The following is a 21731-nucleotide window of genomic DNA, read 5'->3' on the forward strand; positions in this document are numbered from 1 at the left end:
GGCACGGCCTGGTGCCGTGCCCGCCGCCGGGTGGGTGTCAGGGGGGTAGGGGGGTGAGGGGGTAGGGGGACTACCTGCCGCGGGGCTTGCCGCGCTTGGCGCCACCCTTGCCGCCGCCCTTGGCACCGCCGGAGCCGCCGGCACCGCCGCGCGGGTTCTTGCCGGCGCCGGCCGGCTTGCCGCCGCTCTTGCCCGTCGCCTTGCCGGGCGCGGGCTTGCGCTTGGCCTTCGGCTGCGGCGGAGTCGGCGTACGGCCCCGCGTGCTGTTGACGGTGCGGCCCCGGACGATCCCGATGAATTCCTCGACCAGATCGGTGGTCTTCTCCTCCGGCCACGACAGCGCCACGCGCGACTCGGGGGCGCCGGAGACCGGCCGGTAGGTCAGGTCCTTGCGGTGGTGCAGGCGCGCGAGCGACTGCGGCACGAGGAGGACGCCGATCCCCGCGGCCACCAGCTCGATGGCATCGGCCGTCGTGGCCGGACGCTCGAGCGCGGGCCGCCCCGGCAGCTGCTCCCATTCGAGGGTGTCGTCGAGGGGGTGCAGCACGATCTCCTCGGCGAGGTCGCCGACCGAGATCTCCTCCACCGCCGCCACGAGATGGTCCTTGGGGATCACGACCACCGTGGTCTCGGTGTAGAGGGGGATCGCGCTGAGGTCCGTGCGGTCGATCGGCAGCCGCACGAACCCCGCGTCCGCCCCGCCGGTCCGCAGCGCCTCGGCCGCTTCCCCGGCGGGCACCTGGACGAGGGTCAGGGGGACGCCGGTCAGCCGCTCGTTCCAGATCCGCACCCACTTGGTGGGCGTCACTCCCGGGACATACGCGAGCCGGAACGAAGGAGGTACTTCCGAGCCTGTCACCCGGCCAGGTTACCGGTCGTGGTCGGAGGGATCGCACACGCTCGCTACTCTTGACGGCATGACGTCGCACCAGACCACCCAGACCATGAAGCCCGCGACCGCGGCCAAGAAGCTGGGTGTGTACCTCGAAGCCACCCCCGCCGAGTTCCAGGAGGGTGTCGTCTCGCGCACCGAGCTGACCGCACTGCAGGCCGACCCGCCCCAGTGGCTGCAGGACCTGCGCGCCAACGGCCCGCACCCCCGGCCGGTGGTCGCGGCCAAGCTCGGCATCTCCATCGCCGGCCTGGCGCGCGGCGGAGTCACCGAGGCGCTCACCACGGAGCAGATCGAGGCGCTGAAGCAGGAGAGCCCCGAGTGGCTGCAGAAGGAGCGCGCCACCCAGGCGGACGTCCGCAAGGAAGCCGTGCGCATCAAGGAGCGCAACGCGGAGCGGGCCGCCCGCACCGAAGACCCGCGCGCCTGACCCACGCTGAACGCGGGAAAGCCCCGGACCGAGGTCCGGGGCTTCCTGGCATCTCCCCCTGGGAGCAGGTCCGGGTCAGTCCAAGCTGACACCCCGGTTGGTCACGGTCACGGTCCAGAAGTAGTACTGCTGCGTGGTCGCCCCTGGGGTCCCCTCGGGAACATCGGGGAGCGAGTGGGTCAGGGAGTGGACCCCCGTGGCGTTGTAGATGCCCACGGCGACCTGGACGCTGTCGGCGTCGTACCCGATGGTCTGGTAGACCATGTTGTAGGAGCCCATCATCGCCTGTGGTTCATTCGTGCCCAGGTGCCCATTGGTGACAATGCCCAGGAGGTCCTCCGGCAGGCCCTTCCAGTTCGCCTTGTTGTTGGCCGAGCCGCCCAGACCGTGGACGCCGTCCCTCTGGCTCCACCGGAAGATGTCGTTCATGGCCCCGTTCAGCCTGCTCGTGTCGCTGAGCCTGCGGACGATCGCATCCTTGCCGACGTAGACGAACGTTCCGCCGCGGCCGGAGATCCACTGGGCCAGCAACTCGTCCACCCCGTCGTCCTGCCCCGGAGTGTCGGCCTTCTCCATGCAGCCTGCCCGCATGCCCGGCGTCCCGTCGAACGCGCACTCCGCGAGCCCTGACCGCACGAGGACGTACTGCTGGAGCTGCTGCGCCAGCTTCGTGTTCGCCCCCTGGGCGTTCGTGCGGTCCTGGAGCATGAGCAGCATGTTCTGGCAGTACCTGTCGCACCCCAGGTTCCGCCCCGATCCACCCGTCGGCTTGGCCGTCACCGTCGAGGGGCGCCACGGGATGCCCAGTGCCTTCTCCTGCCGCCTCGTGTTCTCGACGGTCGCCACCCCTTCCTCGTGGGTCTCGTCCCGCAGCATGGCCACGGTGTCCGGGTTGTAGTGGTTGCACTCGGTGCTGGGGCAGTAGTCCAGGCCCGTCGGGTCGCTGTTCGTGACCGGGTTGCCGCCCGCGTAGAGGTAGCCGTGGATCTGCTGGGACTTGTCCAGGTCCATCACCGGGTCGACGCTGATGAAGCGGCCCAGCGCCGGGTCGTACTCGCGGGCGCCGACGTGGGTCAGGCCGGTGGTGTCCTGGGGTTTGCCGAGGAAGCCCTTGTCGTCCGGCCAGGCGGCGGGGGCCGGGCCGCGGGATTCTCCGTACGGCTTCTGCGCGCGGCGGGTGATCGCCAGGGTGGCGGCGTCCAGGGTGGTGGTCGCCGTGCCGTGGTGGTCGCTCGCCGTGTACGTCAGGCCCGTCGGGGTGCGGACGATCGAGGGGCCGCCTCCGAAGCCCGCGTAGGTGCGGGCGCCGGTGACCTTGCCGGTGGAGGCCGTCAGGGTGAGTTCGTCGGAGCCGAGATAGAGGGTCGTCTTTCCGGATTCGCGGCGCAGCAGCCGTTGCCCCGCCGCGTCGTACAGGTAGGTGCTGCCCGTGTTGCCCACCAGGTGGCCTTCCGGGTCCCAGGTCAGGGTCTGGCCACCCGGCCGGGTCAGGGTGTCGCCCGTGTCGTCGTACGAGTAGGCGGCGGTGTCGACGGCTCCGGCCGGGCCGGCCCTGGTGGCCGAGGATCACCGACACGGCCAATACCCCTGATCTGTACGGGCGGTTCATCCACTTCCGGACACCGGGCGCGTACCCGCACTCGATCTATTGGAGCCCGGACACCGGGGCGCACGTGGTGCTCGGCGCCATCCGCGGCCACTGGTCCGAACAGGGCTGGGAGAACGGGACGCTCGGCTTCCCCACCTCCGACGAGTACGTCGTGACCAACGGCGCCCGGTCCGACTTCCAGGGCGGCTACGTCCGCTGGAACGGCACCACGGCCACGGTGACGCGGTACGCGTACGGCACGGGCGAGGGCACGGCACGCATCGTCCTGTCCGGCGACTTCAACGGCGACAAACGCTCCGACATGGCCACCATCGTCGACTACGGCAGTTGCAGAGCCGCGCTCTGGACCCACCTCGGCACGCCGACCAGCGGCCTGAGCGCCCCCTTCGAATCCTGGAAGGCCCCGGTCAACACCTGGTGCGTGACCAGCGCCAAGTACGCGGCGGCCGACGTCAACGGCGACGGCCGCAGCGACATCATCGGCCTGTACGTGTACGCCGACAACGCCGTCCGCGTCTTCACCGGACTGGCCCGCCCCGACGGCACCCACCCGGGCTTCGATCAGGACGGCTGGTCCGCCCCGGCGGGCAGTTGGCAGCTCGACCCCGTCAAGCTCTTCGCCGGGGACACCGACGGGGACGGCCGGGCCGACCTCACGGCCATGTACCGCTACGGCAGCGGCCGTATGGGGCTGTTCCAGTTCCCCGGCGGCGCCGACGGCACCCTCGGAACACCCGAGATGACCGTGGACACGGGCTACGGCAACTGGGAGGCCGACCGCTCCTGGCCGCTGGCCGGGGACGAGAACGGCGACGGCCGCTCCGACATGTCGGCCCTGTACGACTACGGCAACGGCGTGTACGCCACGTTCACCTTCATCGCGGGAGCGAACGGAAAGTACAGCAACAACAACGCCCTGAAGAGCTGGGACGCCCCCGCCGGCACCTGGTAGGGCGTAGGGCGAGGGCCCGTGCGGGTCCGTCACGAGCGGGCCCGCACGGGCACCTCCACGTCGGCGGTCGCGGCGTGCAGGGTGTCCAGCCGCCGCAGGCTGAAGCGGCGTTGGACGAGGGACAGGCCTGCCACCGCGGCGCCGAGGGCCAGCCAGCCGACCGGGCCCGCGGTCATCACGGCGCCGGTCAGCAGCAGTGGGCCGACGGACTTCTGGACGGACTGGGACATGCCGGCCACGCCCAGGTACGAGGCCCGCGCCTGCCGGGGTGCGAGGGAGACCGCCAGTTCCCACGAGCTCACCGAGCGCATCAGCTCGGCGAAGGTGACCAGCATCGCCGCGGCGAGGAGGGCCGCCGAGGTGGTCCACACGCCGCCCCCGGTGGCGGTGGCCAGGAGGGTGCAGCACGCGAGCATCGCCAGCCCGTACACGGCGACCGCCGCGGCCGCCTGGCGGGGCCGCTCGACCCGCGCCGACACGCGCAGTTGCAGGACCACGACGAGCACGGTGTTGATCACCAGGAAGGCCGGGATCAAGGCGTGCGGCGCCGTCGTGTGGTTCACCAGCCACAGCGGCAGGCCGACGTCGAGGATCGAGCCGTCCAGGCACATCGGAATGTCCAGCAGGACGAACCAGAGGTAGCCGCGGTCCCGCCACGGACTCGCCGCGGCCGCGGCCGCGCCCTCCCCGCCGGACCCGGCCGCCGACACCTCCGGGGCCGCGCCACCGGGCCGCGCGACGGCCACGAGCCCCTGGCCGCCCGGCTCCCGGGTGCGCCACACCAGCGCCGCGGCGACGAGGAACGACAGCGCGTTGGCCAGGATCAGCACGTCGTAGGCGCCCCGGGTCCCGACGGCGAGGCCGATGGCGGCCAGGCCCGCGCCGACGGCGTATCCGGCGTTCGCCGAGCTGCGCGAAAGCGCCTGGTAGGTGGAGCGCCGCTCGCCGGCCACCCGCGTGGCGAAGAGCATCTCCAGCGTCTTGGCCGCCCGGTCGCCGAGGTAGGTCACGGCGACCACGGGCAGCAGCACCTCGAAGCTGGTGACCACCAGCAGCGCGCACAGGGCCCCGAGGCGGAGCAGGTGGCAGCCGATCAGCAGCGAGCGCACCGGGAAGCGGCCGGCCAAGTGGCCGGCCAGCGGTGATCCGGCGATGCCCGCGATTCCGGCCGCGCCGAGCAGCAGACCCAGCTGCCCGGCGTCGAGTCCGACCACGAAGGTGAAGAACAGGACGCAGGACGCGGCCCACAGGCCCGTGCCGGCACGGTCCAGCGTCTGGGCGAGCAGCATGATCCGCGCATCGCGACCCCCCGGCGGACGGCGCAACTGCGCTATCAGACCGCCCTCCCCCCGCGGCGTCTTCCGATCCCCCGTGCCCCGCCGCATCCCGGCCCCCGATTCCTTCGTCCCCAGGTATCTCGACATCGAGATACCTGGGGAAGCCTGCCCGAGAATAATCTTGACGTCAAGATACTTAGGGTGCGGGGTGCGGGGCGCGGGCGGCAAGAAGATCAGATATGAGCGATGAGGGCGTAACGTTCATCGGTCACCGGCCCGCCCCAGAGGTCGGGGCTGCTGCTGAGGTCGTCCGTTCGCAGGTCGGTGACGAGCGGGCGTACGACGGCTGTCAGTTCCTCGGCGCCGATGCCGCCATGCCAGGGCAGGGCCTCGGCTCCCGCGACGTACGCAACTCCGGCCTGTCCGGCCTCGCGCCACCGGCCCTCGACCAGGACGAGCGTGCCACCCGGGCGGATGCGGGCAACCCACTCGCGCAGCGCGGCCCGCGGATCGGGCAGCGTCCAGAGCAGGTGGCGGGAGAGCAGGAGGTCGAACTGCTGGTCACCGGTGGGCGGCACGGCAGCGTCACCCACGAGGAACCGGGCCTGGTGACCGGCGGCCGTCAGCTTGGCGCGGGCCTGGTCGACCATCCGCGGCGCCAGGTCCACCCCCGTGACGCGATGTCCGGACTCGGCCAGGAGCAGTGAGAGTGAGCCGGTACCGCAGCCGACGTCCAGCACCTCCGCCGGGGCGGTCGGCGCCCATGAGAACAGGCGCTCCTGCCAGGCGCTGCGAGTGACTTCGTCGCGCAGGCCGTGGTCGGGCGCGTCGTCAAAATCGGGGGCGGCGTCGTTCCAATAGGCGGCGATGGCAGCCGAGTTCGTCATGGTGGCGATTTTGGCATCCCTCACTGGGCAAGGTCTGGCCGTCGGGGCGGGAGGACCGCCCGCAGCAGCTCCCCCAGAGGGCGGGCTCCACTGGCCCACTGGGCCAGGACCTTGCGGTCGGTCGCCTTCACGTCGGCCCCTTTGTCGCCGCGGCAAGCCGCGGGTGGCCGACGGCTCAACGGCCGCCCCCTACGAGGCGGTGATGTTCTCACTGACCCTCGCTCTGACCTCCGCCGCAACCCTGAACGCGCAAGCCGAAGATGACGGCGGCGGCAGCGGAGGCAGCACCAAGCTCTCCGCACCCCCGACCAGCCTCCGGAGCCGGGCCGGGCAGGCCAGTGCCGGCGCGCACGCGTGACCGGGCGGCCTGCTCGGCCGGAGGGGCCGAGCGAGCCGCCCGGATCCTCACCCCGGCCGATGGAGCGGGGCGGATGAGTGAAACCTTCAGCACTCGCGCAGGCCGGGGTGCGGGTCGCCGTGGCCCCAGCAGACGAACCAGCTGAACGTGCCGGTCAGGGATACTCCGATCGGGTGGAAGGTGAGTGGACATCCGGCGCGCCCCGGGTGCGGACGCATCTGAAGAAACGATGGGGGCTTGGTAGGACTGGCGCGTTCCACCGCGACCGAAAGGTGCTCGCCTCATGCCAACCACCACCCGCAGCGCGCCGGCGCCCGGGATGCCCCCGCGTCCGAAGTCCCGTTGGCGGCGCCGTCTGACGGCGCTCTTCGCCGGCACCCTGATGGCTGCCGCTCTGCCCCTGACCGCCGGAGCCCCGGCGGCCCAGGCGGCCGTCGGCATCTTCGAGTACCCCGTCCCCACTCCGGCCAGCACTCCGGTCGGCATCACGACAGGGCCGGACGGCAACCTGTGGTTCACCGAGGCCAACGGCAACAACATCGGCCGGATGAGCCCCACGGGCACCGTCATCGCCGAGTACCCGTTGCCCGGTCAGTTCAGCACCCCGCACGACATCACCACCGGGCCTGACGGGAACGTCTGGTTCACCATGCAGCACTTCGACTCCAGGGTCGGGAAGGTCGATACGAACGGCACGATCACCGAGTACCCCCTGCCCACCCAGTTCGCCGAGCCCACCGGCATCACGGCCGGACCGGACGGTGCCGTGTGGTTCACCGAGCAGAACGGCAACGCGATCGCCCGGATCACCACGACCGGCGGCCTCACCGAGTACCCCGTACCCACCGGATCCAGTCAGCCGTCCGCCATCACCACCGGGCCGGACGGGAACCTGTGGTTCACCGAACTGGCTGCCAATCAGATCGGAAGGATCACACCGGCCGGCGCCTTCACCGAGTACCCCCTCCCCAACGGCGGGGCTCCGACGGACATCGCCGCCGGTCCCGACGGGAACCTGTGGTTCACCGAGTTCGGCGGCAACAAGATCGGCCGGATCACCACGTCGGGCGTCGTCACCGAGTACGACGTACCCACCAACGTCGGCCAGCCCCAGGACATCACCGCCGGCCCGGACGCCAGCCTGTGGTTCACCGAGCGCAACAGCGGGAAGATCGGGCGGATCAGCACGGCCGGTGTGATCGCCGAGTTCCCGCTGCCCTCCTCGGAGCGCGGCCCCTGGGGCATCACCAAGGGTCCGGACAACGACATCTGGTTCGCCGAGACCGCGAACTACATCGGGCGTCTCGACCTGACCGATGCAGACCTCGCCGTCAATAAGTCCGACGCGGGTTCCGACCCCGTCGAGGTGGGGCAGAGCGTGACGTACACGCTCACCGCGACCAACAACGGCCCACAGACCGCCGAGGGGGTCGTCCTCAAGGACACCCTGCCCGCCGGGCTCCAGTTCGCCTCGGCGTCCGCGGGATGCACCGCGGCGGGTTCCACTCCGGACGTCGTCACCTGTGACGTCGGCACGCTCATTCCCGGCAACAGCGCCGTGCGGACCATCACCACGACGGCCACGACCGCCGGGACCCACACCGACACGGCAGCGGTGGCCGGCGCCGTATCGGACCCCGTCCCGGCGAACGACGTCGCATCGGAGACCACCACCGTCGAGGCGACCACGTGCTTCGGCGAGCAGCCGACGATCACCGGCACCCCCGGCAACGACCAGATCACCGGCACGCCCCGGCGCGACGTCATCCTGGCCCGCGGCGGCGACGACACCGTCAACGGCGCCGCCGGTGACGACCTCATCTGCGGCGGCGGCGGCACGGACTCGATCACCGGCGGCGCCGGCAACGACCGGATCGCCGGCGACGCGGGCAACGACACCATCCACGCCGGCCCGGGCAACGACACCGTGACGGGCGGAGACGGCAACGACTCCCTGTTCGGTGAGCCCGGCAACGACTCCCTCGACGGCGGCCCGGGCACGAACACCAACAACGGCGGCCCCGGCACCGACATCTGCACCAACCCCGGCACCGGCCCCGGCTGCCCGTGACCCCGACGGGGTGCTCCCGACACCGGGAGCACCCCGTCGGCTTCCTCAGCGCCGCGGCCACGGCCACTGCGTTCCGCCCTGGGTGGACGGCGAGCACGTCCAGGCCGCCACCGAGGGCCTGCACCGGCGGCGGGACCTCCTCGCCCGGCATGCCGGGCACGACAACGGGCCGGCCGGGCCCGACATCCACCGGGGAAGGAGCATCGTCAATGCCGAAGGTGACAACGACCGGGGATGTTCTCCGTGCCGAGCTGGCACCCGCCGCCGGCAACGGCGTCGATACGATCCCTGAAGACGGATGTGTGGAGCAGGAGTTCGGTATCGACGGCTGGCCTTGGCCCGGCCGGTGACCGGTCTCGAACAACGCCTGGCCGTCGTCATCCCGGACGAGGCCACGGGCCGCCTGAGGACGCTCTCAAACGTGCGCGCATTCCTCGCCCGGCTCGTACCGAACACGGAATGGACGCACTGTTGTGAGCCTTCGCCAGATCGACCCGAAGCAACGCGGTTTCCTGATCGTCAACTCCCACCCGGACGGGGCCGCCGAGACCGTGCGCCGGATGTGGGAGCAGATCCCGGCCCGCGCCGACGGCAGCAGCCCGGTCGTGTTGCTCCTCGGCCACAGCGCCGGGTACGGGCTGGCTACGCTGCTGACGGGGTTGCGCCGGCACGGCATCCGGGGTGTCGGTGTCGCCTTCGAGGGCGCGGAGACCGAGCGGCGCTCGGCCACGGCGGGCTGGTACCGCACCGCGGCCGCCGACGCCCTGGCCCGGGACGCCGGCCGCGACTTCGTGTTCGTGAACACCGACGCGTTCTCCGAGGCGGGCAAGGAGCAGGTGCTGGCCCTGGTGGAGGAACGTTACGGCAAGGTCGACTACCTGATCTACAGCCTGGCCGCTCCTCGCCGAACCGACCCGGCGACCGGCACGGTCCACCACTCCGTGATCAAGCCGATCGGCGGCCCGTACGAGGCTCCGGCGCTGGACTTCTCCGGTGACGCCCCGAAGGTCGGGCAGGTGTCGCTGGAGCCGGCCGACGACGAGGAGCGGTACGCCACGCAGCAGGTGATGGGCGGCGCGGACTGGCGGCTGTGGGTGGAGGCCCTGACCGGGCGCGGCCTTCTGGCCGAGGGGTTCACGACCGTGGCGCTCACGTACATCGGCTCGGAGCTGACGGCGCCGATCTACCGGCAGGGCACGATCGGCGCGGCGAAGGAGGACCTGGAGCGGACCGCCGGGCAGCTGGACGCCGAACTGGGGGAGGCGGGCCGGGCGTTCACCGCGGTCGCGGGAGCGGCCGTCACCCAGGCGTCGAGCGCGATCCCGTCGATCGCCCTGTACACGGCGTTCCTGCGGACCGTCCTCGGAGACGGATTCCGCACGACGGCCGAGCAGGCCGGGGAACTGTGGGAGCAACTGACGGGGGCGACACCCCTGGTCCTCGACAAGCAGGGCCGGATCCGGCTGGACGGCTGGGAGCTCGACGCGGAGGTCCAGGACCAGGTGCGGAAGCTGTGGGCGGATCCGGAAGCCGGACTGGAGCGCGCCCTGGGCGGCGCGGACTGGTTCATGGGACAGATCCGCGAGCTGTACGGGTGGGGTGTCGACGGTGTGGACTACGGGCGGCCCACGCAGACGACGGTCGCGTGGCCGGCACCGATGCCGGTACCGGCGCCGGGCGCGTGAGCCACGTGATGTGACGGGCCGGCGGGGTGATGCCCAGGGGGATCACCCCGCCCTCGGCCCGCCGTCAGGCCGAGCCGCGACGGATCACACGCGCCGGCAACGTCGGCCGCCACGTCGTCGCCATGCTGGTCCGCGCCGGAGTCCGGCTGCGCGTCTTGCTGCGCGGCAGGCGCCGTCCGCCCCGATCAGCCGGCTGTCTCGCCGCGTGTCGCCGCGCACCGCCGCCTCCCCCACTCTCCGAGAGGTCCGCCCTAGCCTGGGTTTCCGCTCGAGCCTCCGTTCGGTTGGGAGCCGCCGTCATGGCCTGGGGAATTCCGTCTGTGGTCGGCCCGCTCGGCGAGTGGCTGGCCTCCGTACCCGTCGAAGGATGCTGGCCCAACGCCCAGGTGCTGGTCCGGACCGATGACGCCGCCGCGACCGTGGTCGCGAAGGGCACCAGTCAGGGCGGGCGCGACCTGGTCCCGCTGGTCGTCCCCAAGCTGAAGGCCGGCCAGCGACTCATCGCCCAGCAGATCGTGAACGGCGTACCCGGCGACTGGACTGCGGGCCCGAAGGCCGTGGTGGTCGGCGCGGCACCCACCTCCCATGCCCAGCTCCCGCAGCTCGCCTTCGCATCGACCCCCTACAGCTGTGGCATGGCGCTCTGGCTCACCGGCGCGGCGCCCGGCGCGCTGGTGAGCGTCGCGGACGGGCCGACCACGCTGGGGACCGCCCGTGCGGGCAACTCCGGTGGCGCCGTCGTGGGCATCACCGCGGCCGTGCCGTTCCTGCCGTCACCGGGCACCACCATCCGGGCGGCGCAGAGCGCACCACCCGGATTCCCTCCCCTCACCGGAGCTGCGCACATCGCCTCCGCCGACAGCGTCGCCGTCCCCGTCGAGCCCCTTCCAGCGCCCTCCCTCGAGAGCCCCCTGCCCATGGGCTGCGAGTCGACCCTCTTCATCGGCGGTGTCATCGACGGCGCCCAGGTGACCGTGGAGCGCAAGTCCGACAACATGAAGTGGACCGCGACGTTCCCCTACTCCCGGCTGCCGTTCACCCTCTCCGAACCGTTCCCCCCGACCGGTGACCGGATCTCTGTCACCCAGACCCTGCATGCGCAATGCCGCCACCATCCATCCGAGGCCGCGTTCGCGGACATCGCGGCCGCCCACCAGCCCGACCCGATCGCGGTCGAAGCGCCGTGCGCCGGGTCGACATCCGTCCACCTCGAAAACCTGCGCCCCGGCGCCACGCTCACGATCAGCGTCGAGGGCCAGGGCTCGCTGAAGTACCTCGTACCGCCCGAGCGCACCGAGTGGGACGCGCCCGTCAAAGTCCTGCCCGCGCACAAGCACCTCACGGCCACCTTGGAGGTGTGCGGATTCTCGACCGCCACGACCGTGAGCATCCTGGACGAGGACCCCGCCCCGCCCCCGCAGATCCTCGGGGACCTCTTCAGCTGCGGGCGCGCGCTCTCGGTCGGCACCAGGCCGGGGGCGTACCTGGAGGTCTGGGCGGATGCGGGCGCCGGCCCCGCGCAGATCTCGGAACGCGTCCACGCGAAACGGGCCGTCACGACGGTCGGGGTGTTCCCCTACCTCACCACTGCGCAGAAGGTCTGGGTGCGGCAACTCGCCTGTGGCGGCGGCTGGCTGGACAGCACGCCGCCCGTTGACGTGAAGCCGTCGCCACAGCTGGTACCGGTGGAGCTGCGCGACCCGGTCGAGGGCCAGAAGGCCGTCCTGCCGCTCGGCTTCGTATCCGGGGCGCACATCACCGTCTGGGCCGCGCCGCGCAACGGCGGCAGCGACGAGCTCATCGGCGAGCGCGATGCCACGAGGGCCGACCCCGTCATCGGACTGACCCGCAGGCTGACCGCCGACGACACGGTCTGGGCCGTCCAGGAGTCGTGCGGCGAGCGCTCGGTGAGGAACCCGCGCTACGACGTGATCCAGGGCATCAAGCGGTTCGTGCTGTCGCCGCCGAAGCAGCAGTCGTCGGGCAGGAGCGCGAGCGGGAAGATCATCGTGCACTCGGCCGAGCTGATCTGCCGCTTCCTCGACGGATCATGGCTGCTCGTCGCCGACGTCGAGAACACCGAACCGGGCTACGACTGCTCCCTGCTCCTCGAAGCCAAGCTGAGCCTCCTGCCCCCGATGCTCTTCGGCGGGACCCTCGACATCGACGTGGCCGCGGCCGGGGGACTGCCCTCCGGCCTTCAGTCCAAGGGGTACCCGAGCCGCTGGACGGGCAAGACCCGGGTGAAGCAGGAACCCAAGCTCCAGGACCTCCCCTTCTGGCTGAACGTCCTCAACGCCACGGCCGCGTGGCAACTCGTTCCCGCGTGGAGCAACCACATGCCGGAGCCGGGGAGCCCCGACTGGATCGCCGGCAACCAGGCACCACCTGACCCCATGCAGCTCTTCCCCCCGCTGCCGACCGACGACTGACCGCCCGGCAGCCTTGGCGGCGAGTCGGTGGCCGACTGATACGAGGACGAACCGCCCTCCGCCACCGATGGACTCCGCACCCGCCCGGGCTTCTGGGCGGCGGCATACCTGCCGCTTTCCCCTGCCCCTTCGAGTTCAGGTCGGCGGCGTGGTCATGCTGGTCCACACCGCGCGTGTCGCGGCCAAGTGCGGTCCGGAACACCGCAGAGACGCCGAGCACCGTTGGGAAGGCGGAGCCGGCCGGATTCAAACCGGCGTCCTCGCGATTTTGGAGACCGCGCGCGTCGACCTCTGCGCTACGGCTCCGCCTCGTCCGCGATCATAGGGACTCTCACCGCGGGTGCGGTCAGGGCCGGGGCGTCGAGCGCAGGAGCAGGGTGACGAATCCGAGTGTGCCCCGGTAGCCGTGGAGCCAGGCGGTGCGGTGTTCGGCCGCCGTCTTGAGGGCTTGGCCGTTGTCGGGGTGCTCGGGGTGGTCCAGGGCCCATCGGGACAGGTTTCCGGTCCAGGACCACTCGTAGTCGTCCCACTCCTGGAGGGTGCTGACGTGTCCGTACAGGGGGGTCCAGCCGTCGGCCGTGACGCGGTCGACGGTGGTGGCCAGGTCGTCGTATTCGTCGGCGGTGAAACCGGCGTCGAGGACCGCCCGGTCGGGTTCGCGTTCCCAGAAGCAGTCGCCGAGGAGGATGCTTCCGCCCGGCGCGAGGTGCTTGCGGGCGGCGTCCAAGGTGGGGAGCAGCCCGCCGAAGGCGTGAGTGGCGCCGATGCTGAGGACCAGGTCGTAGAGGTGCGGGGAGGTGAACTCCTGGGCGTCCTGGGCGTGGAAGACGATCCGGTCACCGAGGCCTGCGTCGGCGACGGCGCGCTGGGCGGCCGCGATGGTGTCGGCGTCGTTGTCGACGCCTTCGGCGCGGAGGTCGGGGCGCATGGCGTGTGCGCGCGTCATCCAGGTGCCTGATCCGCACCCCAGGTCGAGGAGCCGAGCGTCGCCCCGCGGGAGGGCCCGGTCGAGGAGCGCGTGTACCGAGTCGTCGCCCAGCGGGGCGGCGACGGGGTGATCGGTGTGGGCGATGGAGCTGATCTGGTGACGGTCCATGGCGACATCCTGCCTGCCGCCGGCCTGGTGGGTCTCCCGGTTATCGGCGGGCGGCGCCGCCCGCTGGCGAGGCTGTAGCTGCGTTCGAGCGTTCGGGTTCCGTCGAAATGTTCGGGACCGGGCTGCGTGCGGGACGCAGGCGGCGCCGGAATCAGCGAATCCGGGGCGGTGCGGCGCCAGGGTCGTCAGGATGGGAGGCATGGACCGTGGGGATGTGGGGCCGGGCGGGTCCCGGGCGATCGTGGTACGGGTGCCGGTCGAGCCGGTGGAAGCCGCGGTGGAGGCCGACGCGGTCGACGCCGTGGCGCGGGCGGGCAATGTGGTGGTGCGCGGCCCGTTGTTCGGGGTGGCGGCGCAAGGCGCCGGCGACGGGCCGCGGTGGCGGGTGGTCCTGGCGGTGACGGACGGCTGCCCGCAGGTGGCGCGCGACGGGCTGAACTCGCACCTGTGGTTCCGCGCGAAGGACGAGGCGCAGGACAGGGCGGAGCGGCGCGCACTGCTGGCGGCGGTGGCCCGGCTGGAGAGCGAACGGGTTGACGAACTCGTCGTGGCGGGGACCCGGTACCGCGTCGTGCGCGCCGAGGAGTACGCGGGCGCGGGCCCGGGCGGCATGGAAGCGCCGCGCCCGACCGATCCGGAGCCCCTCGTCCCCAACTGGGACCGTGCCGTCAAAGATCCGGGGATCGATGACGGCCTGGTCTTGGACCCGGACGCTCCGGTCACCCCGACACAAGCCCTTGAGCGGCTTGCGCTGCGCGGCCTCTGCTACAACGGCAAGCGGTTCCCCGAGGACGTACGCGCCGACGCGCGCCGGGCGCTGGTCACCCACCCGGACGTACTGCTGTTGCCCCCGACGTTCACGGTCGTGGAGAAGAGCGCGAGCAGCTGGAAGCCGGTCACCGGCCCGCACGTGAGCGCGCACTCCGCCCGCAAGTCGCTGGACTTCGCCCTGACGTGGATGTGGCCGCGGATGGACGGCCACATCCCCGACGACGCCGACCCGCACACCGACGCCCGTACCTGGGCGACGGGAGCCGGGGCGGCCGACCGGCGGGCTGCGGAGCTGATCGCCTACGCCGGGGCCGCCGACGCGCTCCGGGCCGGGCGCGTCAACCGGCTGGACTTCCGAGGCACCGTGTACCAGATCGTCCGCACCCGCCGCCTGCTGCGCTGGGGCCCCGACGGACCCGAGGGGCCGCGCCCGTCCGACACCAACACCCAAGAGCCCGTACGAATGCATCCTGCACTCGACGAGGACGGCCGTGTTTTGCCCGAAGACTGACCCGGAACACAATGACGCCCGTCTCCACATCCCGATGGATGTTTCCCACATCGTCGAGCCGTTGATTTTTCATGCCCCTGTTGAGGCGCTCCGCCTTCTCCAGGTAAATGGCCTCGAAGCCGTGCGGTAGCGACGTGAAGTCACTGCTGCCGTGCGGGGCGGCCGCAGCCGGGTAGTCCCTCGAGCCAGGCCGGTGGCCTGGCGCGCGCCGAGCACCGCGCGAGTCCGTCGGACCCGGGCTGACCTGCGCCATCCCGTCGGCGCTCGCCGACCCGGCGCCCAGCGCACGGCACCGCCATATCCGGACATTCGGCAAGCGGGGGTGCTGTAGGTCGCCTGCCCCCGGCGCATCCCGATTACCTGGGAAATGTGAACCCCGCGCATGCCGCAAAGAGTTGCTTCCTGACCGTTTTCGGCCACGTGCTCTTGAGGTGACCCCATCATCGTTGCGTAAGTTCTGTCCGGGCTCACGCTCCTGCGTGAAGCGCGTAATTCAGAATTCAAACATACTCTCCAGCAAGGCCGAATAGTCATTCATCAGCTATCTGACCTCATACGTCATGCCCGCGATCACTCCCCCTTCTACGCAGACCTCTACGCCTCCCTGAAGCCCGACGTGGACTGTCTCCTGGACCTCCCCGTCGTGGATCAGGAAGAGTTCTGGGCCGCGAACGCCCTGCAGGGCAACCGGGTCCTGACCGCCCCGCTCACCGAGGCGACCGTGTTCAAGACCGGTGGCACCACCGGTGCCCCGAAGTTCTCGTTCTACACCCGGGACGAATGGCAGGAGTTCGTCACCGCCTTCGGCGCGGGGCTGGTCGAGGCGGGGCTGCGGTCCGGGCACCGGGTGGCGGACCTGTTCTACGCCGGGGAGCTGTACGCCAGCTTCCTCTTCGTCCTCGACTCGCTCGCCCACGCCCCCGTCGGCAATGTGCGGCTCCCCATCGGCGGCAGCGCTCCGCTGGAGTCGACGATCCCGGCGCTGCGCGACTTCGCCGCCGACGTGGTGGCTGGCACCCCCACCACCCTGTGCCGGCTCGCCGAACAGCTGATCTCCACCGGGGAGCAGCTGCCCGCCGTTGAACTGCTGTTCTTCGGCGGCGAGGCGCTCTTCAGCGACCAGCGCAGGCTGCTGGCCGCCGCCTTCCCCCACGCCGAGGTGCGCTCGCTCGGTTACGCGAGCGTCGACGCGGGCCTGCTCGGCTGTCCCGTGCCCGGCTCGGACCCGCGCACGCACCGCGCCTTCACCCCGCACTCCGTCGTCGAGATCCTCGACGAGAGCACCGGAGAGCCCATCTCGGAGGCGGGCCGGCCCGGGCGCGTCGTGGTGACCAGCCTCTTCCGCACCCTCATGCCGGTCATCCGCTACCCCGCCGGCGACCGTGCCGAGTGGACGGACCCCGAAGCAGGGCACTTCCGCATCCTCGGCCGGTCCGAGGAGGGGGTGCGCGTGGGCCCCGTGGCGCTGTACCACCAGGACGTGCAAGCCGTACTCGCCGCGGCGGACCGGCAGGGCCTGGTCGTCGGGTCGCAGCTCGTCGTACGCCGCTGGGACGGGCGGGACGGCCTGATCCTGCGCTTGGCCACCGCCCCGGGGGACGGCGAGGACCCGGCCCGGCTGAGCGCGCTGGCCGAAGCCGTGGCCGACGGACTGTACGCGGCCCGCCCGCACTTCCCCGACAGCGTGGCCAAGCGCTTCGTGCACCCGCTCGCGGTGGAGTGGGTGCGCCACCGCGACCTCGCCGTCAACTCCCGCTCAGGCAAGCTCATCCGCGTCCTCGACGAGCGGCCGACCACCTCATGACCTCCGACCCCGGCCGCCAGATCCCCGTCGTCGAGCGGGCCGGCTGCGCCGACATCGCCGATCTGCGCCACCTCTACTACGCCGTTTACGGGCCGCACTACCCGGTGGCGCTGGGCACCGACCCGGCGGAGATGGCCCGGCTCATCCAGGACCCGCACACCGTCTGGCTCGTCGCGCGCTGCCCGCGCAGCAACGCCCTCGTGGGCTCGGCCGCCGTCCACGGTGAGCCCGGCAGCCGCCTGGGGCGCCTGGAGGGCCTCGCCGTCCACCCCGACCACCGCGGTGGCGGCCTGGCCGCGCGGCTCACCGAGCGGCTGTGCGAGCGGACGCTGGGCACCGGCCGCCTGGACTCCGTCTACGCCACCGTACGGACCGTCAGCGCCGGGCCCCAGCGCGTCGTCGCGCACTGCGGCTTCCGGCCGATGGGCCTGCTGGCCAACGCCGTTGCCCTCGGCTCCCGCGAAAGCCTCGCACTCTACGCGCGTCACTCCCCCGGCGTGCTGGAGCGACGGGTCCCGGTCCCCGAGGTGCCCGCACCGCTGGCGCCGCTCCTGCGCACCGTCGAGCGCGGCCTGAGCATCAGCTACGCGGGGACCCGGGTCGCCCCGCCGTCGCCGGCGCTCCCCGCGCCCCCGTCGCCCGCGCCCGCAAGCGGCGTACGGCTGGAGCTGATCGAGGCGCCGGCCTTCGTGCGGCGCCGCTTCGACGAGCACTTCCCCGACGCCGCCCAGTGGTTCTATCCACTGCACACGCCCAACACGCTGCTGGCCGCCGCCGACGGCAGCTTCGAGGTGTACGCCTGCCTCAACCGCAGCGGGGGCTACTGCGCCCTGCTCGCCGGCTACCCGAGCGCCACCGCGGCCGCCCACCTGGAAGCGCTGACGCACGCCCTCACCCGCGCGGGCGCCGGCTACGTGGAGGCCCTGGTGCCCCTGGCGCACCTCGCCGCGCTCTCCGCGTTCCTCTCCCAGGGCTTCCTGCCCAGCGCGCTCTACCCGGCGATGCGCCGCGAGGGCGACGACAGGTTCCACGACTACGTCGTCATGTCCCGCACCGCCGAACAGATCGACTTCCGCGGCATGGTCGTCGACGCCCCTCTCCAGCCCTACCTCGACGCCTACGTGTCGGCTTGGTCTTCGCGATACCTGCCCGTACAGCCCGTCCCGCCCCTACCCGAGGTGGCTCCATGACCCCCGTGTCTTTCGTCAACCCCCATCTCGCCCCCGTCACCGTCCCCGACCCGGCGCTCCTGCCCCGGGTCCAGGAGCTGTGCGACCTCACCGACCCGTACGCCGTCGGCCCCGCCGAGGACGCGCTGTTCAGCGCCGCCATGGCGGAGATCAACGCCTGGCACGCCGAGCGGTCCCCGTTCTTCCGGAGCCTGTACGAGGCCACGGAGCCCGGGCCGGGGCCCGCCGAGGAGTACCGCGCGCCCCTCGTCCACGCGAACCTCTTCAAACGCCACGAGCTCCTGTCCATCCCGCGGGAGGACGTACACCTGCACCTGACCTCGTCCGGTACGACCGGCCAGAAGTCGCAGATGTTCTTCGACCGGTGGACCATCCGCTCCGCCCAGCGCATGGTCGCCCGGATCTTCGACCACAACGGCTGGATCACTCCCGCGCAGGAGGTCAACTACCTCCTGTACAGCTACGCACCCGCCCGCGACCTCAACCTCGGCACCTCCTTCACCGACAACTACCTCTGCGACTTCGCCCCCGCCCGCCGGGTCGAGTACGCGCTGCGCAACACCGGCAAGGGCGGCCACGAGTTCGACCCCTTCGGCTGCGTGTCCGCGCTCCAGCGCTTCGAGCGGGACGACGCCCCCGTACGGATCCTGGGCTTCCCCGCCTTCCTGTGGTTCACCCTGGAGCGGATGCGTGCCCTCGCAATGCCGGCCCTGAGCCTGCCCGAGGACTCCCTGGTCGTCCTCGGCGGCGGCTGGAAGGGCAACGCGGACCGCCGGATCGGCAAGGACGAGCTGTACGGGCGCATCACCGAGCAGTTGGGCATCCCCGCCGAGCGGATCCGCGACACCTTCGGCTCCGTCGAGCACTGCGTCCCGTACGTCGAATGCGACCGCCACAGTCTGCACGCGCCGGTCTGGTCCAGGGTGTCCGCCCGTTCCACGCGGACCCTGGAGCCCCTCCCGTACGGGGAGGCCGGCCATCTGCACCTGGTCTCGCCGTACATCACGTCCGTACCGGCGCAGAGCGTCGTCATGGGCGACCTCGCCACCGTCCGGCCGGGCAGCGCCTGCGGTTGCGGGCTGGAGACCGACTGGTTCACCGTCCACGGCCGGGCCGGAGTGAGCCGCAACCGCAGTTGCGCCGTGGCCGCCGCCGAACTGATGAAGGGAATGTCATGACCTCGAACCCCGGAGCACACCACCACTACTGGCAGGGCGCCTTCGTCGACGACGAGGAGGCGGAGCGGCGCCTGGCCGGCCTGCCCGCGATCGTCGAGGCGGCCCTGGCCGTACCGCTGGAGACCGAGACGGTCCTGGCCGCGTGCGACGCACTGGCCACGGCCCTGCGCGATCCGGAGCACCCCGTCTCCGCGAGGCTGGCCGAGCACATACCCCCTGACGGCGAGGGAGAGGCCGAGGGCGATGCCGCGGCCGGCTCCGCGGTCCTCGCCGAACTCGCCTGCTTCCTGGGCCGCGACGAGCTCACCCGCAAGGTCCGCCGCGAGCTCGGCTCGGCCGCACCGCAGCGGCTGAACCGCCCCGACGCCAAGGAGACCGTGTACGAGGCCTGGGCCCCGGTCGGCCTCGTCGCCCACATAGCACCCGGCAACGGCGCGGCCGTCGCCCCGCTCAGCCTGGTCGAGGGCCTCCTCGCCGGCAACGTCAACGTCCTCAAGACGAGCAGCGACGACACCCTCCTCGCCCAGCACCTGCTCGCCGAGCTGGCTGCCTTCGACGCGACGGGGGCGATCGCCGAGCGCGTGGTCGTCCTGCGTTTCCCCTCCTCCCGTCAGGAGTGGCTGCGCCTGATGTGCGCGCCCGCGGACGCCGTTGCCGTATGGGGCGGCGAGGCCGCCGTCGAAGGGGTCGCCGCCCATGTGCCCGCCGGCTGCCGCCTGGTGGAGTGGGGGCACAAGATCTCCTTCGCCTACCTCACGCGGGACGCCTGGGACGATCCGCGGACGCTCGCCGCGCTGGCCGCGGACGTCTGCCTGTACGAGCAGCAGGCCTGCTCCAGCCCGCAGGTGGTGTACCTCGACACCGAGGACACCGAGGAGGTCTTCGCCTTCGCGGACCGCTTCGCCGGCGTGCTCGCCACGATGCCGCCGCCCTCGGGGGACGTGCGGGCCACCGCCGAGGACGCCGAGATCACCACCACGGAGATGATCGCGCGCCTGGAGGAGCACCTCGGGCTGACCCGGGTACGCGCCGCCGCCGACCGTTCCTGGCGCGTCCTGGCCGACGTGCGCCCGGCGCTGACGGCCTCTCCGCTGCACCGGAGCGTGTGGGTCAAGCCGCTGCCCCGCAAGCAGTTGATCCCGACGCTGCGACCCATGCGGCGCTACCTCCAGACCGCCGGCATCGCGGGCAGCCGCCCGGACATCGCGGAACTGTCCCGCACGGCCTTGGCCGCGGGCGCCACCCGTATCGCGCCCGTCGGCGCCATGACGGCGGGCTACTCGGGCGAGCCGCACGACGGGGTCTACGCCCTCCAGCGCTACAGCCGCCGGGTCGCCGTACGGACCGACGAGCGCTTCGCCGCCACGGCTTGCCTCGACGACCTGGCCGGGCCGGTGGAGTTCCCGCCGCCCACCGGCCCGCTGCGGGACAAGGACGCCGTCCAGAAGCTCAACGCGCAGGTCTCGGCGCGCGACGCGGAGCTGTACTTCCGCAGCGGCGGCAGCACCGGGGCCCCTGCCCTGTCCCTCTTCAGCTACGAGGACTACGACACCCAGATGCACGCCGCCGCCCGCGGCCTGCTGGCCGCCGGCTACGACCCGGCGCGCGACCGGACCGCCAACCTCTTCTTCTGCGGCGGCATGTACGGAAGCTTCATCAGCTTCTTCTCCATCCTGGAGCGGCTGGGCGGCGTGCAGTTGCCGATGGCCGCGGGGACGGACCACCGGGCCACGGCCGAGATGCTGGTGGCCCACGGGGTGGACACGCTCTTCGGCATGCCCTCCTACCTGTGGCAGCTCCTGAACGAGGAGGAGGAGCTGCTGCGTGCGTACGGCGGCATCCGGAAGATCTTCTACGGTGGCGAACACTTCAGCGAAGGGCAGCGCGCGCACCTGGCCGAGACCTTCGGCATCGAGGTCGTACGCTCCCTCGCGTACGGCAGCACCGACCTGGGTCCCCTCGGGTACCAGTGCGAGCAGAGCACCGGGAGCGTCCACCACCTGCACGCCGACCTGCACACCCTGGAGATCCTCGACGTCGACGAGGACCGCCCGGTGGCGGCGGGCGAGACGGGCCGGCTGGTGTTCACCACGCGGGCGCGGCGCGGGCAGAGCCTCGACCGGTACGTCATCGGCGATCTCGGCCGGGCGCTGCCGGGGCGGTGCGCCTGCGGCAGCCGTTCGCCGCGCTTCGAGCTGCTCGGGCGGCTCGGCGACGTGATGCGGGTGGCGACGTACCTCCTCAACTACCGCCGTTTCGTGGCCATCGCCTCGCAGCGGCTGGGCCACCGCGGGGAGATCCAGGTGGTGCTGACCGGCGGCGATGCCCGCGAGGAGCTCACCGTACGGATCGAACACGCGGCGGAAGGGCCGGCGGAAGGGCCCGCGGGCGGGTCGGCGGAGGCGGCCCGCGCGGCCTTCCTCGACGACTATCCGGAGCTGCGGTCGGCCGTGCGGGAGAGGCTGCTCGACCTCACCGTGGTGAGCGTGGACGGCGAGGCCCTGGAGCGCACGGCGACGAGCGGCAAGCTGCGGACGGTGGTGGACCGCCGGAGGTAGGAGGACGACCGGCTCTTCGGCCGTGGGCGG

The 21731-nt window shown here is 71.9% G+C and carries 16 protein-coding genes and 1 tRNA gene; 11 read left to right on the forward strand and 6 right to left on the reverse strand.

Translation table 11 applies throughout. The features are described 5' to 3' along the window. Positions 1-70: 70 nt before the first annotated feature. On the reverse strand, positions 71-859 hold the full coding sequence (locus ACFWBF_RS11565) for a LysR family substrate-binding domain-containing protein (protein ID WP_385598859.1): 789 nt from the start codon (positions 857-859) through the stop codon (positions 71-73). Between the two features lie 58 nt (positions 860-917). Between ACFWBF_RS11565 and ACFWBF_RS11570 the strand changes: the two genes are divergently transcribed. Beyond that, entirely contained in the window at positions 918-1322 is a 405-nt protein-coding gene (locus tag ACFWBF_RS11570; protein ID WP_385598862.1) for a DUF5997 family protein, read from the forward strand. Positions 1323-1397: 75 nt separating this feature from the next. Here the strand turns inward: ACFWBF_RS11570 and ACFWBF_RS11575 are convergent, their stop codons facing one another. Then, positions 1398-2762 (reverse strand): RHS repeat-associated core domain-containing protein, encoded by a 1365-nt coding sequence (locus ACFWBF_RS11575; RefSeq protein ID WP_385598865.1) that lies wholly within the window; start codon positions 2760-2762, stop codon positions 1398-1400. A gap of 125 nt (positions 2763-2887) precedes the next feature. Here ACFWBF_RS11575 and ACFWBF_RS11580 point away from each other — a divergent pair, with 125 nt between their 5' ends. Further along, positions 2888-3883 carry a hypothetical protein gene (locus ACFWBF_RS11580; RefSeq protein ID WP_385599069.1) on the forward strand — a complete coding sequence of 332 codons (996 nt, stop codon included), beginning with the start codon at positions 2888-2890 and terminating at the stop codon, positions 3881-3883. A gap of 29 nt (positions 3884-3912) precedes the next feature. Here the strand turns inward: ACFWBF_RS11580 and ACFWBF_RS11585 are convergent, their stop codons facing one another. Both ACFWBF_RS11585 and ACFWBF_RS11590 read right to left on the reverse strand, forming a co-directional pair. Further along, entirely contained in the window at positions 3913-5172 is a 1260-nt protein-coding gene (locus ACFWBF_RS11585) for an MFS transporter (protein WP_385598868.1), read from the reverse strand. 221 nt (positions 5173-5393) lie between these two features. Further along, entirely contained in the window at positions 5394-6047 is a 654-nt protein-coding gene (locus ACFWBF_RS11590) for a class I SAM-dependent methyltransferase (protein ID WP_385598871.1), read from the reverse strand. Positions 6048-6688: 641 nt separating this feature from the next. Here ACFWBF_RS11590 and ACFWBF_RS11595 point away from each other — a divergent pair. From ACFWBF_RS11595 to ACFWBF_RS11610, 4 genes are all read left to right on the forward strand, one after another. Then, a complete protein-coding gene (locus tag ACFWBF_RS11595) occupies positions 6689-8476 on the forward strand; it encodes a hypothetical protein (protein WP_385598874.1) in 1788 nt (595 codons plus the stop codon). A 209-nt stretch (positions 8477-8685) separates the two neighbouring features. Further along, complete coding sequence (locus ACFWBF_RS11600; protein WP_385598877.1) at positions 8686-8826, forward strand: hypothetical protein; 141 nt, start codon at positions 8686-8688, stop codon at positions 8824-8826. 123 nt (positions 8827-8949) lie between these two features. Then, entirely contained in the window at positions 8950-10161 is a 1212-nt protein-coding gene (locus ACFWBF_RS11605; protein ID WP_385598880.1) for an enoyl-[acyl-carrier-protein] reductase FabV, read from the forward strand. 299 nt (positions 10162-10460) lie between these two features. Beyond that, the gene (locus ACFWBF_RS11610; RefSeq protein WP_385598883.1) at positions 10461-12593 is read left to right on the forward strand and encodes a hypothetical protein; all 2133 of its coding nucleotides are present in this window, start codon (positions 10461-10463) and stop codon (positions 12591-12593) included. A gap of 231 nt (positions 12594-12824) precedes the next feature. Here the strand turns inward: ACFWBF_RS11610 and ACFWBF_RS11615 are convergent. Both ACFWBF_RS11615 and ACFWBF_RS11620 read right to left on the reverse strand, forming a co-directional pair. Beyond that, positions 12825-12899 (reverse strand) — tRNA-Trp (locus ACFWBF_RS11615). 40 nt (positions 12900-12939) lie between these two features. Further along, complete coding sequence (locus ACFWBF_RS11620) at positions 12940-13689, reverse strand: SAM-dependent methyltransferase (protein ID WP_385598886.1); 750 nt, start codon at positions 13687-13689, stop codon at positions 12940-12942. Positions 13690-13888: 199 nt separating this feature from the next. Between ACFWBF_RS11620 and ACFWBF_RS11625 the strand changes: the two genes are divergently transcribed. The 5 genes from ACFWBF_RS11625 (at position 13889) to ACFWBF_RS11645 (ending at position 21701) form a co-directional block, all read left to right on the forward strand. After that, complete coding sequence (locus ACFWBF_RS11625; protein WP_385598889.1) at positions 13889-14971, forward strand: DUF5954 family protein; 1083 nt, start codon at positions 13889-13891, stop codon at positions 14969-14971. A gap of 526 nt (positions 14972-15497) precedes the next feature. Next, positions 15498-16775: a phenylacetate--CoA ligase family protein gene (locus ACFWBF_RS11630; RefSeq protein WP_385599072.1), complete on the forward strand. Its 1278-nt coding sequence runs from the start codon at positions 15498-15500 to the stop codon at positions 16773-16775. Then, positions 16772-17965 (forward strand): GNAT family N-acetyltransferase, encoded by a 1194-nt coding sequence (locus ACFWBF_RS11635; protein ID WP_385598892.1) that lies wholly within the window; start codon positions 16772-16774, stop codon positions 17963-17965. The genes ACFWBF_RS11630 and ACFWBF_RS11635 overlap by 4 nt, the downstream gene beginning before the upstream one ends. Continuing rightward, positions 17962-19143 carry an acyl-protein synthase gene (locus ACFWBF_RS11640; RefSeq protein ID WP_385598895.1) on the forward strand — a complete coding sequence of 394 codons (1182 nt, stop codon included), beginning with the start codon at positions 17962-17964 and terminating at the stop codon, positions 19141-19143. Before ACFWBF_RS11635 ends, ACFWBF_RS11640 begins: the two co-directional genes overlap by 4 nt. Continuing rightward, complete coding sequence (locus ACFWBF_RS11645) at positions 19140-21701, forward strand: aldehyde dehydrogenase family protein (RefSeq protein WP_385598898.1); 2562 nt, start codon at positions 19140-19142, stop codon at positions 21699-21701. Before ACFWBF_RS11640 ends, ACFWBF_RS11645 begins: the two co-directional genes overlap by 4 nt. Positions 21702-21731: the final 30 nt, after the last annotated feature.

The sequence above is a fragment of the Streptomyces sp. NPDC060028 genome, from assembly GCF_042736725.1.
In the GTDB taxonomy this organism is placed as follows: domain Bacteria; phylum Actinomycetota; class Actinomycetes; order Streptomycetales; family Streptomycetaceae; genus Streptomyces.

Bases quoted from the DNA above. Each gene is read 5' to 3' on its own strand.
- ACFWBF_RS11635 (WP_385598892.1), top strand. From the start codon at position 16,772: ATGACCTCCGACCCCGGCCGCCAGATCCCCGTCGTCGAGCGGGCCGGC.
- ACFWBF_RS11640 (WP_385598895.1), top strand. From the start codon at position 17,962: ATGACCCCCGTGTCTTTCGTCAACCCCCATCTCGCCCCCGTCACCGTC.
- ACFWBF_RS11645 (WP_385598898.1), top strand. From the start codon at position 19,140: ATGACCTCGAACCCCGGAGCACACCACCACTACTGGCAGGGCGCCTTC.
- ACFWBF_RS11595 (WP_385598874.1), top strand. From the start codon at position 6,689: ATGCCAACCACCACCCGCAGCGCGCCGGCGCCCGGGATGCCCCCGCGT.
- ACFWBF_RS11625 (WP_385598889.1), top strand. From the start codon at position 13,889: ATGGACCGTGGGGATGTGGGGCCGGGCGGGTCCCGGGCGATCGTGGTA.
- ACFWBF_RS11590 (WP_385598871.1), bottom strand. From the start codon at position 6,047: ATGACGAACTCGGCTGCCATCGCCGCCTATTGGAACGACGCCGCCCCC.
- ACFWBF_RS11620 (WP_385598886.1), bottom strand. From the start codon at position 13,689: ATGGACCGTCACCAGATCAGCTCCATCGCCCACACCGATCACCCCGTC.
- ACFWBF_RS11585 (WP_385598868.1), bottom strand. From the start codon at position 5,172: ATGCTGCTCGCCCAGACGCTGGACCGTGCCGGCACGGGCCTGTGGGCC.
- ACFWBF_RS11570 (WP_385598862.1), top strand. From the start codon at position 918: ATGACGTCGCACCAGACCACCCAGACCATGAAGCCCGCGACCGCGGCC.
- ACFWBF_RS11600 (WP_385598877.1), top strand. From the start codon at position 8,686: ATGCCGAAGGTGACAACGACCGGGGATGTTCTCCGTGCCGAGCTGGCA.
- ACFWBF_RS11610 (WP_385598883.1), top strand. From the start codon at position 10,461: ATGGCCTGGGGAATTCCGTCTGTGGTCGGCCCGCTCGGCGAGTGGCTG.